A 15,568-nucleotide genomic window follows, 5' to 3' on the forward strand; every position below is an offset into this window, starting at 1 on the left:
GCGAAGGAAGCCACCTGGGCAATGGGTTTGGAATCACGTTTTGGAAACCGCCCTGCCGATAGTGGCGATGCGCAGGGGCAGCATTCAAGCAAAGGTTGGTCAAACCATATCCTCCTGGGCAACGGGGCCGAAAACCTCCGGTGAGGTCCGGGCCCCCTGATAATAAAGGTGTCAATCGCTGCTGAGCAGAGTCTTGACCCGGAGCCACTCACTGACGCTCCAGGCCTGGGCGTCGCAGCCACGAGGGACGTGGGGCGCGTTGCCATCCATGATCTCCGGAAGATGGCCGTAGCACCCGGTCAGGACCTGATGCAGTGGTTCATGAAGCAGGGAGAGGGCTGTTTTTCGCCCCCCATCCCCAAACGCGCAAAACCAGGCCTCGCAAAAGAGGGGGTACAGCCACCCCCATGCGGTGCCGTTGTGGTACGCGGGCTTCCGCTCCCGCTCTTCATCCCCCTGGTACACTCCCTGGTAGGGGCGATGGGGATCGTTGAGGGGCAAGCCTTCCCAGGTAAGGGGCAGGGGATAGGCCACATACCGGTCCGCAAGGCTTCGCATCGCTCCCGGTACCACCAGCTCCCTGCAGGCCTCCACCACCTTTCGGGCCCGGACCGGGTCCTCCACCACCCCCAGGGTAACGGCCAGAAGCTGGTTTGGACGCAGGTGGTCGTCAGCCGCAGCCTGCACCGCAGGCACTGGCGTTTCCGCATGCAGGCAATCGCTGAGCGCCCCTGTGGCGGCGCATGTAAACAGATCCAAGACCGACGTCTGAACATTTCGCGCCAGGGCCAGCCAGGCGGCTCCTCCCTCCCTGTCCATCCGTCCCAGCCCCACGAGGGTCCGGTACCAGAGGGCCTGAATTTCAATGCAGTACCCGGACCGGGGCGTGCATGCTGGATGGTCGGTGTCCATCCAGGTAAAATGGGCGGGACTGAAGACCAGGCCGGACAAGGGATCCGTGACAATGCCGTTGGGGGTACCGTCTGAATAGTGCCGGGCAATGGAGAGCAGGATCTCCCGCAAGGAGCGCCCCCCCATGTCCAGCTCGAAAAAACTCTCGTCTCCGACGGCCTCGGCCGCTTCAAAGGCCGCCACGGCAAACCACAGGGGCGCATCGGTGGTATCCCGGTTGCCCGTGTTCCTCCCCAGGATCATGTTGGGCAGGGTCCCCTTCTCCTCGAACTGCCCGAACTGGGTCAACACGGCCGTAGCGTCTTCGTGACGCCCCGCCGCCAGCAGTCCCCGCACGCAGATGAGGGAATCACGCCCCCAGTCCAGGAACCAGGGGAACCCGGCAATCACCGATTTGTGCCCTTCCCGGTGCACCAGGTATGCGGAAAGGGAACGTTCCATCAACGCATCGGGGGTAAGCTCAAGCTCACCGTCATCCATCACAGGCCCCGCCCGTGAATAGAGTGTCGAAGCGGCCTCCCCCACAGCCCTCGGCACCACCTGACCGTCCACCACCGTGCAGTCTCCCTGGCAGAGCATGGTCTCCATGTACCCGGGACTGAAGAGGTCAGTGGTGGCATCAAGCCCCCGCTCCTGCTCCAGGGGCAGAGGCACCATGTAGTCCCATATGGGCAATGCGTGATAGCTCCCGTCACTTAAGGTCAGGGCAAACCGGTGCCCCCCTGACAGGTCAAAGAAAAATCCTCTTTTTTCCGAAACGATCCTGCTCGGCCACTGGGTTTCCGGGCCGGTGTACGCCTTGGTGGTGTGATGAAAGCTGCGGTCCTCGATATCATGTCTCAGAATCAGGCCCACGGGTTCATCGGGCTCAAGCATCCGGGCAAAGGGAGCCGCTGTCCGGCGAAAGCAGAGGCGGGTCCGGTTCTCCCCCTCCACGCCTTCGATGCGCATCTCTACCTGGACCAGCTTGCCGTTGCCCACCGGTACCAGGTAGGTCCAGAGCCCCACCATGCCCTTGCCCGTCCTGAACCTCTCCAGGTACTCCAGGGCCAGGGGAAAGGAGAAGCCGCCGTAGGTCACCCAGGCCCGACACCGCGTCCAGACCACCCGCCGGTCTTCGGGACACGCCGGATTGAGGTTTGCCGCCAGCAGCGCATCGTATTTGCTTGTCAGGCGTTCCCTCTCAACGGGTACGCGAACCAGCGCCCCCCTGCCGTTGGAGCCGATGACGATGGAGGGAAAAAGACGGTCCCCACGGGCAAACTGGAGAGGAAGGTGCTTGGGCTCCCGGGCGGTGAGGTAACGGATGCCGCCGTTTCCGTTGTGTATCCCGTCGGGGGCGTAAAGGGTCAGGCAAAGCTGTCCGTGCTCAGTTTCCCCCCTGTCCCGCCTCGGCATGAAAAGGGCGGTCACCTCCCCTGAGGGAAGCCGGATCCCCGTCTCCGCACCGCAGGTCTCTGTCCCCACCTCCCGCACCACCCGGAACGGATGGGGACAACACACCATCAAAAAATGATCGGGGGGCACCATCACCTCCCGGTGCCGGTCCATGGGCCAGCGCCACACCACGGTCCGCGTCTCCATGGAAAAGGGGTTTTCACGCCTCAGGTACCCTTCTGGGTCCCGGGTAAAGTGCCCCACAGCGTCATCAATGAAAAAATCCGAACAGTCCGTCAGGCCATGGTAAAAGGTGTGAACCTTCAGGCAGGCCGCCGCCAGAATCTTTCGGTGCAGGTGCTCGGGCCACACCGAGGGAGCCCGACCATGGGTGGCCACGGCCTCCACATCCCCTGCGTCCGGTGTCAGGCAGAGCACCGCCCCAGGAGCCAGGTCCAGGGAAACCCCTCCGGCCCGCGCGGTGACAACCGCCCTCTTCCCGGTGAGCAGGTCCCAGAACGGCCCCCGCGACAACGTATCGGCCACCCAGGACGCCTTGGCCGGGGCCCTGCAGTCGGTGTTGGCCACCACCCAGAGGCTTTTGCCCGTTGCTTCATGGTCTCGACGCACCACCACGGCCTCCTCGGATGCGGAGTCCAGTACCGAAAGTTCCGTGCCTTCGTGGTAACAGGGATGGTGTTTCAGAATCGTTGCGAGACGCGCCAGGTGGTCCACCAGGTTCTCCCGGCTCCCCCAGTTGAGCCCCGAGGACCCGTGCACGTCGATCTTCTCCGTGGCCAGCCACTCCACCCCGTTGGCAAACCCGAAGCTGCCGTTGCAGGAGAGAAGAGCGCACAGGGCGGTCCTGTGGCGGGCGTAACACGAGGAGACCGCGGCCAGGCGATTGTTGTCATGGGTCTCGGCAAAATTGACCAGGAGGCCGTCCTCCCGAGAGATCTCAGCAAGTTCCCGGAGGTAATTTTCAACGGCCCTTTTGTCTTCGTTCTGGAAGAGTTCGGAGTAGCCCCAGTCAAACCCGCAACGCCCAAGGATCTCCCGGGTGGCGTCGATGCCCCCGCCCAGCCCCTCCAGCAGGAAAATGGTATGGGGGTAAGCCGCCCGCACCGTGCGCACCACCTGGATCCAGATCCGCGGGGGGATCATGTACCCGGCATCGCACCGGAACCCGTCCACGCCCCGGTGGCACCAGGTGAGAAAGGCTTCGGTGAGGTGGTCGGCCACCCCGGGGCTGGAGTGATCCAGTTCCGTAAGGTCCGCCCAGATCACCCCCCAGGCACCCGGAGAGACGATCTCGCCGTCGGCCCTGCGGAGCAGCCACTCCGGATGTGCTTCGTGGACCCAGGCAGCCCAGCCCGTATGGTTGGCAGCCAGGTCAAGGATCACCTTTGCGCCCCGTTCGTGGATGGCATCCGTCAGGTCCGTGAACTGCTCCACAGGGGTCCTTTTGCGATCGAATTCAGCCAGAGAGGGCTCCACACCTGTAAAACTCAGGGCGGCGTACGGGCTGCCGAAACGCCCCATCTTTCCGAAGGTGGTGGGCAAAGGGTTCACCGGCAGGAGCTGGATCACGTTGCAGCCAAGCCTGCCGATGATAAAATCGAGGTGACGCGCAAAGGATCGGAAGGTCCCGGACGGCGGAATCACGGTGTGGCCTTCCCTCTCCAAACGGGCTGTGGCCTCGGCACAGGGCTCCGATGCCTCTTGCTCAAGGAGCATGGAGGGGCCGAACTGCCGTAAAAACGCGTTATATATAATGGCGGAGCAGCATGTGGCGGCGGGCTTGGCATGAATCTTCACGTTGCCGCCCTCCACCCAGAGGATCCCCCCCGGCTGCTTCACGCAGCAGGTTGCCTCAAAGTACCCGGCTTCGGTCACCGGCAGGGTGAGGACAAAGCGGCCCTTGCCCGCTGGAAGCATGGGAATGTCCCGCCAGGCGTTTTCCGGGTACGCGGGGCAGGCTTCCTCCACCTCCGGTGCGGTGAACCCCAGGTTTGTGCGCACCACCCCCTCCCCGCCTTCCCCCTCGCCCAGGCAGAGATCAAAGACAAGGATCTCTCCTTCGTAGCGTACCAGGGAACTGCCGGGTGTCGGTGTCTGGGTCAGCGGACCGACCGATTTCCTTGTACCGGATGGATTCATAACAGCCTCGGATGCGGAGCGTTGGGTCGCGGGATCGACAGGTTGAAGGTGAACGGGGTGACGGCTCGGCCCGTTGGGCGAGTCCACAAAAGCACGGACAATAACGCGGGACACATCAGGTTACTGGGCAGGGCTCACCCCCCAGATGTCCCGGGCGTACTCCAGGATGGTGCGATCGCTTGAAAAGGTTCCGGTGTGGGCGATATTCTTCACCACAAGCCCGGCCCACTTTCGCGTATCAAGAAAACAGTGATCCACTTCCTGCTGGATTAACAGGTAAGACGAGAGATCGGCCAGGTGATAATACATGTCCCGACCGTAGAGCAGGTGCTCAAAAATCCAGGTGAACAAGCCGGGATCCTTGGGGCAGAAAAGGTTCCCGGTGAAGGCGTCGAGGATCCGCTTGACGGCCGGATCGTTTTCGTAGATGTCCCAGGGATTGTATTCCCTGCCCTCGCGCAGAGCACGGATCCCGGCCACATCGTGGCCGAAGATGAAGATGTTGTCCCGGCCCACCTCGTTCATGATCTCGATGTTGGCCCCGTCACAGGTGCCCACGGTAAGCGCCCCGTTCATGGCAAACTTCATGTTCCCCGTTCCCGATGCCTCGGTGCCTGCCGTGGAGATCTGCTCACTCAGATCTGCCCCGGGGATAATCGTTTCCGCCACGCTCACCCGGTAATCAGGCACAAAGGCCACCCGTAAAAACCTGCGGGCCTTGGGGTGGGCATTCACCACCGAGGCGATGCTGTTGATCAGCTTGATAATCTGCTTGGCCACCTGGTACCCCGGGGCCGCCTTTCCCGCGAACACAAAGGTGCGGGGCACCTCGGGGCATTTATCATCCTCGGTTATCATCAGGTACTGGTGCACAATGTGAAGGGCCTTCAAAAGCTGCCGCTTGTACTCATGGATCCGCTTGGCATGGACATCGAACAGCGAATCCGGGTCCACCCTTATGGTGGTGTCGCTCCAGATAAGGGCGGCCAGTTTCTCTTTGTTCGCCCGCTTCACCTGCATGAGCCGATCCAGGAACCCGGCATCCTCCGCCCAGGCTTCCAGGGCCTGAAGCTTGTGCAGGTCCCGGATCCATCCGTCGCCGATGGTCTCGGTGATCAGGGAGGCAAGGCCGGGGTTGGCCTTGAGCAACCAGCGCCTCGGGGTCACCCCGTTGGTCTTGTTGTTGAATTTTTCCGGCCAGAGCCTGTGAAAATCCGGCAACAGGTGATTTTTGAGCAGCTCGGTGTGCAGGGCAGCCACCCCGTTCACCGAGTGGCTCCCCACCATGGCAAGGTGCGACATGCGCACCTGCTTCTCCTCTCCCTCTTCGATGAGGGAGACGTTGCGCACCAGGTTCTCGTCCCCGGGCCACCTCAGGGTGATCTCCTCCAGGAAACGCCGGTTGATTTCGTAAATAACCTGTAGATGGCGGGGCACCACGAACTCCATGAGGCTTACCGGCCACTTTTCCAGGGCCTCGGGCAGCAGGGTGTGGTTGGTATACCCGAAGGTCCGCTCCGTGATGGACCAGGCCCGTTCCCAGGGCAGCGCCTTCTCGTCCACGAGGAATCGCATCAACTCGGCAATGGCCAGGGCCGGATGGGTATCGTTGAGCTGGATGGCAACCTTCTCCGGAAACAGGTCAAGGTTATCGTAGTTGCGCAGAAACGTCTGGGAGATGTCGCGGATCGAACAGGCCACGAAGAAATACTCCTGCACCAGGCGCAGGAGCCGCCCTGCGTGGAAATAGTCCGACGGATAGAGCACCTTGGAGATGTTCTCCGAGGAGATCTTGTTCTTCACCGCTTCGTGGTAATCCCCGTCGTTAAAGATCTCCACGTCGAACTCCTCCGACGACTTGGCGGAAAAAAGGCGCAGGGTGTTCACCGTCTCCCCGCCGTATCCCACGATGGGCATGTCAAAGGGTACCCCCACCACCATCTCCCAGTCCCGCCACATGGGGTTGTAGTCCCCCTTTTTGTCCCGGGTGTGGTCGATGCGTCCGAAAAACGGCACCAGGCACGCCTCTTCCGGCCGCGAAATCTGCCAGGGGTTGCCCCGTTTCAACCAGTTGTCCGACGCCTCCCGCTGGTACCCGTTGCAGAACTGCTGCCTGAAATGACCGAACTCGTAGTTGATCCCGTATCCGTAGCCGGGAATGCCCAGGGTGGCCATGGAGTCGAGGAAACAGGCAGCCAGTCGCCCCAGCCCCCCGTTGCCCAGGGCCGCGTCCGTGGTACACTCCTGAACCTCATCCAAATCGACCCCCATCTCTTCCAGGGCCGATTTGAAGGTATCATAGAGCTTCAGGTTGCAGAGGTTGTTGCCCAGGGCCCGGCCCATGAGAAACTCCATGGAAAGATAGTAGACCCGCTTGACCCGCCCCTGGCTGTAACGTTTTTCTGTTTCAAAAAGCCGCTCGAACAGCCGATCCCGTACCGACAGGGAGACCGCCCAGTACAGGTCCCGAACGGAGGCTTTTTTCCAATCCCGGCCCAGGGTGTACCTCAGGTGATGGATCACCGACGCCTGAAGCGCTTCCTGGGTGTTCATGAGACGCATGCCATCAAAAAGTTTCATCGTGTCTGTCCATGGGGTACGGTCAGGGGAGCGCACCCCTGCCATAGGTGATATGGGTTAACGTCCTGGTTCCTTCGGCACAAACCCCGTGCCGAAGCGACTCATTGCAAGCCGAACGAAAACATGCGGGTTCCGTGGTATCGCATCGCCCGGCAGGGTATGCAGGAATAAAAGCGTAACTGGACCATAATAAGACGAACGGATTTTCGGGGAAAAACGACCGCAGCAAAAGGTGGCTGCCTGGGTATGTCACATCATCTGGATTGGCTTTCCGGGCATGGTTCATGCCGGTCCGACGTGGTCGCCCTGTCGATGAAGGGCAAGGGATCCGAGCTGCCGAGGAAAGCCCTGTACGGGTGGATTGCGCCGTTGCGCTGGAAGTCGGTTCTACAAGTTGTCAGATTATCTCAAAATTTCCCTTTTATTTCAACACAAGGCTTTCCCTCTTCGAGAAAATTGTTTCTGTACACAGAAACAATTCTTGACACCCCTTCCCCTGCCGTGTATAACAGCCGCAACGATGCTTAAAAAACGCATTGAAAAAAAAGCCTCCCGAAGGGCTGGCTTTTTAAGTTAAAAAACACCCCTTTATTTATAAGGAACCCCGTCAGCATGGCACACAGCAACCGAACCCTCACTCTTGCAGCACCCTTTTTCTGGTGGTGGCGCACCCGCCTCAACGGTATGCCCACGCACCCCTTGCCTTGCTGAACACCGACTTTCATTAGAATCCGACAGGGACCGTGAGCACACCTCACGGTCCTTTTTTATTTTAAGGGCCGAACGCAACGACGTTACCGGCCCTTTTTTTATATCCAGACCCGGGGGCCGCACGTCTCTCATCGATCATTTTCAAGCAAACACCTGCTTAAGGAAAACACCATGTTTCTCACAGAATTCCCTTCACGCGACGCCTTCACCGCCTTGGCCGAGCAAGCCGATGTCATCCCCCTGTGCCGGGAAATCCTGGCCGATCAGGAGACGCCGGTCTCCCTTCTCACGCGGTTCTATACCCCGGACACCCCCCTCTTCCTGCTGGAGAGCGTGGAGGGCGGAGAGCGCTGGGGTCGGTTCAGCTTCCTGGGGGTGTCAGCGCGCATGGAGGTGCGGGTCTTTCTCGATCATGTGGAGACAACAACCGGAGAGACCGTGGCCAGGGTCGCCCACCACGGCAAGCCCCTTGAGATTCTTCGGGACCTCATGACGGGCTGCAAAGCCGCGGAGCTCCCGGAGCTGCCCCGCTTTCAGGGCGGGCTCACCGGGTTCATGACCTACGAGATGGTCTCGTTCTTTGAAAACATCCCCCACGATCACCCCAAGGAGAAACCCCTGGCCCACTTCATCCTGGCTGACGAGATGATTCTTTTCGACAACATCCGCAACACCATGGTGGCCATGGTGCTCTGCTTCAAAGAGGACTTCCCGGATGCTGTGGCCCTCTACGAAGATGGAGAAAAGCGCCTGGACGCCCTCATGGACAAGGTGGAGCACGGCAACGGCAAGTCACCGGGCAAAAAGCCCGACGTGCCCCTTTCCCCCGCACCGGTCATCTCCCACGAGGCGTATCGGGCCAGGGTGGCCAAAGCCCGGGAAGCGATCTTCGACGGCGAGATCATCCAGGCCGTCATCTCCCAGCCCTTTACCTGCCAGGCGCCCCCCTGTCCCGTGGAACTCTACCGGGCCCAGCGCTACATCAACCCCTCGCCCTACCTCTACTTCATGAACCTGGGCGAGACCTGCCTGGTGGGCTCCTCCCCGGAGGTGATGGTGCGCCTGGAGCGGGGCACGGCAACGGTCCGCCCCATCGCCGGAACCCGGCCCCGGGGCGCCACCCAGCAGGAAGACCGACGGCTGGCAGACGACCTGTTAAAGGACGAAAAAGAGCGGGCCGAACACCTCATGCTGGTGGACCTGGGCCGCAACGACCTGGGTCGGGTGGCCACCACCGGTACGGTTCAGGTTACGGACCTCATGGTGGTGGAGCGCTACTCCCACGTGATGCACCTGGTCTCCAACATCTCCTGCGACCTCAAGCCGGGCTTGGACGCCTTTGACCTGGTGGAGGCCACCTTCCCGGCGGGGACCCTTTCGGGTGCTCCCAAGGTGCGGGCCATGGAGATCATCGCCGAACTGGAAGAGTCCCCGAGGGGCCCCTACGGCGGTGCCGTGGGCTACGTCTCCTTCAGCGGCAACATGGACCTGGCCATCACCATCCGTACCGCCGTCATCGAAGGGGAGACCCTCACCGTCCGCGCCGGGGCCGGTATTGTGGCCGACTCTGACCCGGAGACCGAACGGCAGGAGACCGTCAACAAAGCCATGGCCATCGAAAAAGCCCTGATGCTGGCCACCCGGAGTTAACGCTTCACCCATGGGCACCAAATGCCCGTAACGTTTTTAAAGCACAGGTGACACACCATGATTCTGATGATCGATAATTTTGATTCGTTTACCTACAACCTCGTCCAGTACCTGGAGATGGGAGGCGCCGAGGTGACGGTGTACCGCAACAACGCCGTCACCGTGGAGGAGATCAACGCCCTCTCCCCTTCCGGTATCGTCATCTCCCCGGGACCGGGACGGCCCGCATCCGCCGGGGTCTCCATGGACGCCATTCGGGCCTTTTCCGGTCAGGTGCCCATCCTGGGGGTCTGCCTCGGCCACCAGAGCATCGCCGAGGCCTTCGGTGGCACCGTCATCCGCGCCAAGGCCGTGATGCACGGCAAGGTCTCGGAGGTGGAAACCGACGGCGAGGGCGTCTTTGCCGGCATCGCCTCCCCCATGAAGGCCATGCGCTACCACTCCCTGGCCGTGGAAGAGTCGAGCCTGCCCGAAGAGCTTGTGGTCACGGCCAGGACTGCCGACGGCGAGATCATGGGGCTGAGGCACCGGTCCCACCCCACCGAAGGGATCCAGTTCCACCCGGAATCCATCATGACCACCACGGGCAAGCGGCTGATCCGTAATTTTATCAGGCGCGCCGGCTGATATCCCCCACCGTCCATGGCGCATGATTTGAAGCGGTTGACATAAAAATACCAATAAAATTTCACGGGCGCGGCCCACAGGAAATGAGACAACTCATTAAGGGGAAAAAATGTTCAGCGACATCCTGAAAAAAATCGTGGCAGGGGAAAACCTTTACGAAAGCACCATGGCCGACGCCATGGAAGAGATCCTTGCAGGCCGGGCCACCGACGCCCAGATCGGCGCCCTCATGGCCGGGCTCGCCGCAAAGGGAGAGACCTTTGAAGAGCTGGCCGGGGCCGCCCGGGCCATGCGCAAAAACGCCACGCGCATCCACGCGGGCGGTGCCTGTTTCGATACCTGCGGCACCGGCGGGGACGGCCTGTCCACCTTTAATATCTCCACCATCACCGCCTTTGTGGTGGCAGCAGGCGGCGTCACCGTGGCCAAACACGGAAACCGAAGCGTCTCCAGCACCTGCGGCAGCGCCGATGTGCTGGAAGCCCTGGGCGTGGACCTGAGCGTCTCCCCGGACGTGGTGGAAGAAGCCATCGCCGAGGTGGGCATCGGCTTTCTCTTTGCCCCCACCTTCCACGGGGCCATGCGCCACGCAGCAGCAGCCCGCAAAGAGACGGGCCTTCGGAGCATCTTCAACATGGTGGGCCCCTTGACCAACCCGGCAGGGGCCTCCCGCCAGCTCCTGGGGGTCTACGCCCCCCACCTCACCGAAATGTTCGCCGAAGCCCTGCGCCTCCTGGGCACCCGCAGGGCCCTGGTGGTCCACGGCCACGACGGCTTAGATGAAATCAGCGTCTGCGCCCCCACCCGGGTCACCGAGCTCAATAACGAGCTCATCCGCACCACGGACATTGACCCCACGGACTACTTCGGGGAACTGGCCCCCCCGGACGCCCTCAAAGGCGGCACCCCGGAAGAGAACGCCCGCATCGCCCGGGACATCCTCTCCGGCGACGAACGGGGCCACAGACGCAACGTCGTCCTCATCAACGCCGGAGCCGCCCTCATGGCAGCCGACAAAGCCGACACCCTGAGGGACGGCATCTTCCTCGCCGAAGAGGCCATCGACTCCGGCAACGCCATGGCCAAGCTGGAAGGGCTGGCACGCTATACCACGGAGAATGCTTAAAAGCCTGCCTCCGGCGGCGAGGTGGGGGCACCTGGAAACCCTATGGCGAATGCTTGGAGGCAGCCATGATGCACTCGTTTTGGTGGCATTCGCGTGGCCTGTGACATGGGACAACCGGTTTTGCAGAAGAGACCCATGTCATTTCCCTGGAATCCAGATGAGGGACACTGGAGATTCGCTTGACTTTAACCGGAATAGCTCCGGCGGCAAGGGGCTTTATGTATAAGCCGACCCGACGAAGACTGTCCGGTTAAACCGCTAATGAACAAGTTACGATATCGTACCCCGGACCTGCGATGCGTGAGAATCTGTCCGCATCAACCACCGGCGTTTGTATCGGGCGCAGCCCGTGCCGAAGGCCCTTGCGCTTTGGCCTGAGGAACGAGGGACAAAGCGCAAGGGCAATATGCTTTCGAGGTGGCTCACCTCGCCGCCGGAGGCAGGCTTTATGAACCAACTTTCACCATAAAAGGCATAAAACATGAGCGGATTTTTAGAGGCCATCGTCACCCATGTGAAGGGCGTGGTGGCGCAGAGCAAAACAAGGGTTTCCATGGCGGACATGCGGCGTGCCGCTGAAGCGCCTCGGGTGGTGAGGCCCTTTCGAGGGGCCCTGGAGGAAAAAACCGTGGCGGTCATTGCCGAGGTCAAACGGGCCTCCCCCTCCAAGGGAGACATCGACCTCGACCTGGACGCGGCCCAGACGGCCCGGCGGTATGAGCAGGGAGGGGCCGCTGCCCTGAGCGTGCTCACCGAAGAGACATTTTTCAAAGGCAGCCTCAATGACCTCAGGGCGGCCCGGCAGGCCGTTGCCCTGCCGGTGTTGCGCAAGGAGTTCATTGTGGACCCGTACCAGCTATACGAAACCGCGGCCGCAGGGGCCGACGCCGTGCTCCTCATCGCACGGATTCTTTCCCCCACGCAGCTGGGGGACTTCATGGCCCTGGCCTCGGAGCTTCGCCTGGAAACCCTGGTGGAGGTTTTTGACGAGGCCGACATCGAAAAGGTGGCCCCCTTTGCCCCACCCCTGGTGGGCATCAACAACCGCAACCTGAAGAGCTTTGAGACGGACACCACCCGGGCCGGACGACTGAGCGGCCATCTGCCTTCGGGCACCACGGTGGTGGCGGCCTCGGGCATCAAAGAGACCGAGGACATCCGGCGCCATCTGAAGACCGGGATCTCCTCCTTTCTGGTGGGGGAAAGCCTGGTAAGGGCCAAGGACTCCGTCGGGTTGCTCCGGTTGTGGTGTGACGTGAAGGATGAAGGGTGAAAGATCGACAGGAACGGAACGTCGCACTCCGATGCGGCTTTTCAGTTCGTCGTTACACGTGCCGCACAGGAGTGCGGCGCTCCAGGGGACAAAGGCCTGTTTGTCATTTTTTCTTTAAACGTGGCCGTCGAAGGCAATTTTGAACTGAACAGTTACAATGGAAAACACCATGCACACTCCTCGCATCAAAATCTGTGGATTGACATCCCCTTCGGAGGCTGCCTTCTGCGCGGAGGCCGGAGCCCATGCCGTGGGCCTGGTCTTTTTTCTCAAGAGCCCGCGCAACGTGAGCCCGCTTCAGGCCCGGGAGATCACCCGGGAGTTGCCGCCCGAGGTGGCCTCGGTGGGGGTTTTTGTGAACGCCTCCTTTGAGGCCGTCATGGCCGTTTCCGAGACGGCCGGGCTTTCCGCGGTGCAGCTCCATGGCAATGAACCGCCGGAGCTGGCCGAAGCCCTCCATGGCCAGGGGCTTACAGTGCTCAAGGCCTTTTACGTCACCGCCCCGCCGCTCATGGAACGCGCTTCGGCGTACCCGTCGGCCACGGCCCTGGTGGAGTGGGACAAGGGAGTCCTGCCCGGGGGAAACGCCCTGGCCTGGGGGGACGAGACCCCGCCCCTTCCCCGGTGCAGCCCCCTGGTCATTGCCGGGGGCCTGGGTCCTGACAGCGTGACCGATATCATCCGGCGTTTCCGGCCCGACGGGGTGGATGTGAGCTCCGGCGTGGAGACGGAACCCGGAAAAAAATCCTTTGATAAAATACAAAAATTCATACGGATCGTGGGCCAATGCCAGGTTCCCGGTCCCATAAAGGAGCCTTTTAGACATGACGAACCAAAATCCCCCCAATAACCTGGGCCATTTCGGCCCATTCGGCGGCATGTACGCCGGTGAGACCCTCATGAGCGCCCTTTTGGAGCTGCGGGAGGGTTACGAAAAGATCAAAACCGACGCAGCCTTCCAAAAGGAGCTGGACAGCCTCCTTGCCACCTACGTGGGCCGCCCCACGCCCCTCTTTTTTGCACGGCGCCTCACCGAGCACGCAGGCGGCGCCCGCATCTATTTAAAACGGGAAGACCTGGCCCACACCGGTGCCCACAAGATCAACAACACCGTGGGCCAGGCCCTTCTGGCCAAGTGGATGGGCAAAAAACGGCTCATCGCCGAAACCGGTGCAGGCCAACACGGCGTGGCAACGGCCACCACCGCAGCCCTTTTCGGCATGGACTGCACGGTCTTCATGGGGGAAGAAGACATCCGACGCCAGGCCCCCAACGTCCGCCGCATGGAGCTGCTGGGGGCCGAGGTGGTCTCGGTCTCCTCGGGATCAGGCACCCTGAAAGACGCCATGAACGAGGCCATGCGCCACTGGTCATCCACCGTGGAAGACACCTTTTACGTCATCGGCTCCGTGGCCGGGCCCCATCCCTACCCCAGCATGGTCCGGGACTTCCAGCGGATCATCGGCCTGGAGACCAAAAGCCAGATCCGGGAAGCCGAAGGCCGCCTGCCCGACCTCATCGTGGCCTGCATCGGGGGAGGCTCCAACGCCATGGGCATCTTTCACCCCTTTGTGGAGGAACCCGAGGTGGCCCTCCTCGGTGTGGAGGCCGCAGGGGAAGGCATCGACACCGACAAGCACGCCGCCACCCTGAGCAAGGGCACCGTGGGCGTCCTCCACGGATCCAAAAGCTACGTGCTCCAGGACGACGACGGACAGGTCCTGGAAGCCCACTCCGTCTCCGCCGGGCTGGACTACCCGGGGGTGGGCCCGGAGCACGCCCTGTTTAAGGAGACCGGGCGGGTCACCTACGACTCGGCCACGGACGAGGAGGCGATAAATGCCTTTAAAACCATGTGCAAACTGGAAGGGATCATCCCGGCCCTGGAGAGCTCCCATGCCCTGGCCATGGGCATCCGAAAAGCAGGGGAGATGGGCAAGGACAAGGTGATTGTCATCAACCTTTCCGGCAGGGGGGACAAAGACATGGCCAGCGTGGCCGACTACGATGCAAAACGGGAGGGGATGTAATGAAACGGATTGACGATCGATTTGAAAAACTCAAAGAAAAGGGCGAAAAGGCCCTGGTGGGATTTGTCACGGCCTGCGACCCGGACTACGACACCTCCCTTTCCCTCATCAAAGAGATGTGCGATGCAGGCCTCGATGTCCTGGAGCTGGGGATCCCCTTTTCCGACCCCACGGCCGACGGCCCGGTGATCCAGCGCTCGTCGGAGCGGGCCCTTCAAAACGGGACAACGGTTAGGCGCATCCTGGAACTGGTGGAGGCCATCCGGGGCTTTACGGATATCCCCGTGATTCTCTTCTCCTACACCAACCCCCTTCTGGCCTTCGGCTACGACGCCTTTGCCCGAAGCGCGGCCAAAGCCGGTGCCGACGGGGTCCTTGTGGTGGACATGCCCCCCGAAGAGTCCGATGAGCTGAACCGCGCCTTAGAAACAGAGTCCATGAGCCTTATTCGCCTCATGGCCCCCACCACGGACGGCCAGCGCGCCCCCATGGTCGCAGACGCCGCCTCGGGCTTTCTCTACCTCATCTCCATGGTGGGAGTCACCGGCAGCGGCGGCCTCGACGCCAACGCCGTGGAAGCCCTCTACACCAGGGTAAAAGCCCTGAGCCCCGTGCCCGTGTGCGTGGGCTTCGGCATCTCCACACCAGACGATGTGGGCGCCATCGCCCGCTTTGCCGACGGCGTGGTCATCGGCAGCGCCTTTGAACGCCTCATCGAAACCAACCTGGACAACCCGAAACTCCCCACCCTCATCGGTGACCAGACCCGGGCCTACAAAGCCCGGACCAGATAAAACCAACAAGCAGCCTCCGGCGGGCAGGGGATAAATCCCCTGCACCCCAGGTTCGCAAATGCTCCGTCCCTTCGTTCCTCAGGGACGTCCCATTTGCTGACGGGCTTCGCCCGTGTTGAATAGAGAGGGCAAAGACCAATAAACTGTTTCAGGGTATCTCTCGTTCTCTCGTTCCCAGGCTCTGCCTGGGAATGAGACACGGAGGCTCTGCCTCCACGATTGAGATCGTTTCACCCGGTGATTTTTATCCATTATGCCGCCATGCTTCACATCGGCAAGTCGGAACCCTTAAACAAAGAAAAGAAGTAACTATTCAGCTGTAGGTTCG

Annotated in this window: 10 protein-coding genes; 8 read left to right on the plus strand and 2 right to left on the minus strand. The window is 61.5% G+C overall.

What is annotated here, in order from left to right; genetic code table 11:
• Positions 1–171: 171 nt before the first annotated feature.
• Positions 172–4,449 carry an amylo-alpha-1,6-glucosidase gene (locus tag ACOYW0_RS02175; RefSeq protein WP_482416951.1) on the minus strand — a complete coding sequence of 1,426 codons (4,278 nt, stop codon included), beginning with the start codon at positions 4,447–4,449 and terminating at the stop codon, positions 172–174.
• Between the two features lie 120 nt (positions 4,450–4,569).
• Positions 4,570–7,029 carry a glycogen/starch/alpha-glucan phosphorylase gene (locus ACOYW0_RS02180; RefSeq protein ID WP_482416952.1) on the minus strand — a complete coding sequence of 820 codons (2,460 nt, stop codon included), beginning with the start codon at positions 7,027–7,029 and terminating at the stop codon, positions 4,570–4,572.
• A 246-nt stretch (positions 7,030–7,275) separates the two neighbouring features.
• On the opposite strand from ACOYW0_RS02180, the gene ACOYW0_RS02185 reads away from it, so the two are divergent.
• From ACOYW0_RS02185 to trpA, 8 genes are all read left to right on the plus strand, one after another.
• Positions 7,276–7,557: a hypothetical protein gene (locus tag ACOYW0_RS02185; protein ID WP_482416953.1), complete on the plus strand. Its 282-nt coding sequence runs from the start codon at positions 7,276–7,278 to the stop codon at positions 7,555–7,557.
• 354 nt (positions 7,558–7,911) lie between these two features.
• Positions 7,912–9,390, plus strand: a complete 1,479-nt coding sequence (locus ACOYW0_RS02190; RefSeq protein WP_482416954.1) for an anthranilate synthase component I family protein — start codon at positions 7,912–7,914, stop codon at positions 9,388–9,390.
• A gap of 57 nt (positions 9,391–9,447) precedes the next feature.
• Complete coding sequence (locus tag ACOYW0_RS02195; protein WP_482416955.1) at positions 9,448–10,017, plus strand: anthranilate synthase component II; 570 nt, start codon at positions 9,448–9,450, stop codon at positions 10,015–10,017.
• Positions 10,018–10,126: 109 nt separating this feature from the next.
• Complete coding sequence (trpD, locus tag ACOYW0_RS02200) at positions 10,127–11,143, plus strand: anthranilate phosphoribosyltransferase (protein ID WP_482416956.1); 1,017 nt, start codon at positions 10,127–10,129, stop codon at positions 11,141–11,143.
• A gap of 481 nt (positions 11,144–11,624) precedes the next feature.
• Entirely contained in the window at positions 11,625–12,416 is a 792-nt protein-coding gene (gene trpC / locus ACOYW0_RS02205; protein WP_482416957.1) for an indole-3-glycerol phosphate synthase TrpC, read from the plus strand.
• 169 nt (positions 12,417–12,585) lie between these two features.
• Entirely contained in the window at positions 12,586–13,266 is a 681-nt protein-coding gene (locus ACOYW0_RS02210; protein WP_482416958.1) for a phosphoribosylanthranilate isomerase, read from the plus strand.
• Positions 13,241–14,446, plus strand: a complete 1,206-nt coding sequence (gene trpB, locus ACOYW0_RS02215; RefSeq protein WP_482416959.1) for a tryptophan synthase subunit beta — start codon at positions 13,241–13,243, stop codon at positions 14,444–14,446. Before ACOYW0_RS02210 ends, trpB begins: the two co-directional genes overlap by 26 nt.
• Positions 14,446–15,240: a tryptophan synthase subunit alpha gene (trpA, locus tag ACOYW0_RS02220; protein ID WP_482416960.1), complete on the plus strand. Its 795-nt coding sequence runs from the start codon at positions 14,446–14,448 to the stop codon at positions 15,238–15,240. Before trpB ends, trpA begins: the two co-directional genes overlap by 1 nt.
• Positions 15,241–15,568: the final 328 nt, after the last annotated feature.

It is taken from the genome of Desulfoluna sp. HI9BLuna, from assembly GCF_056829775.1.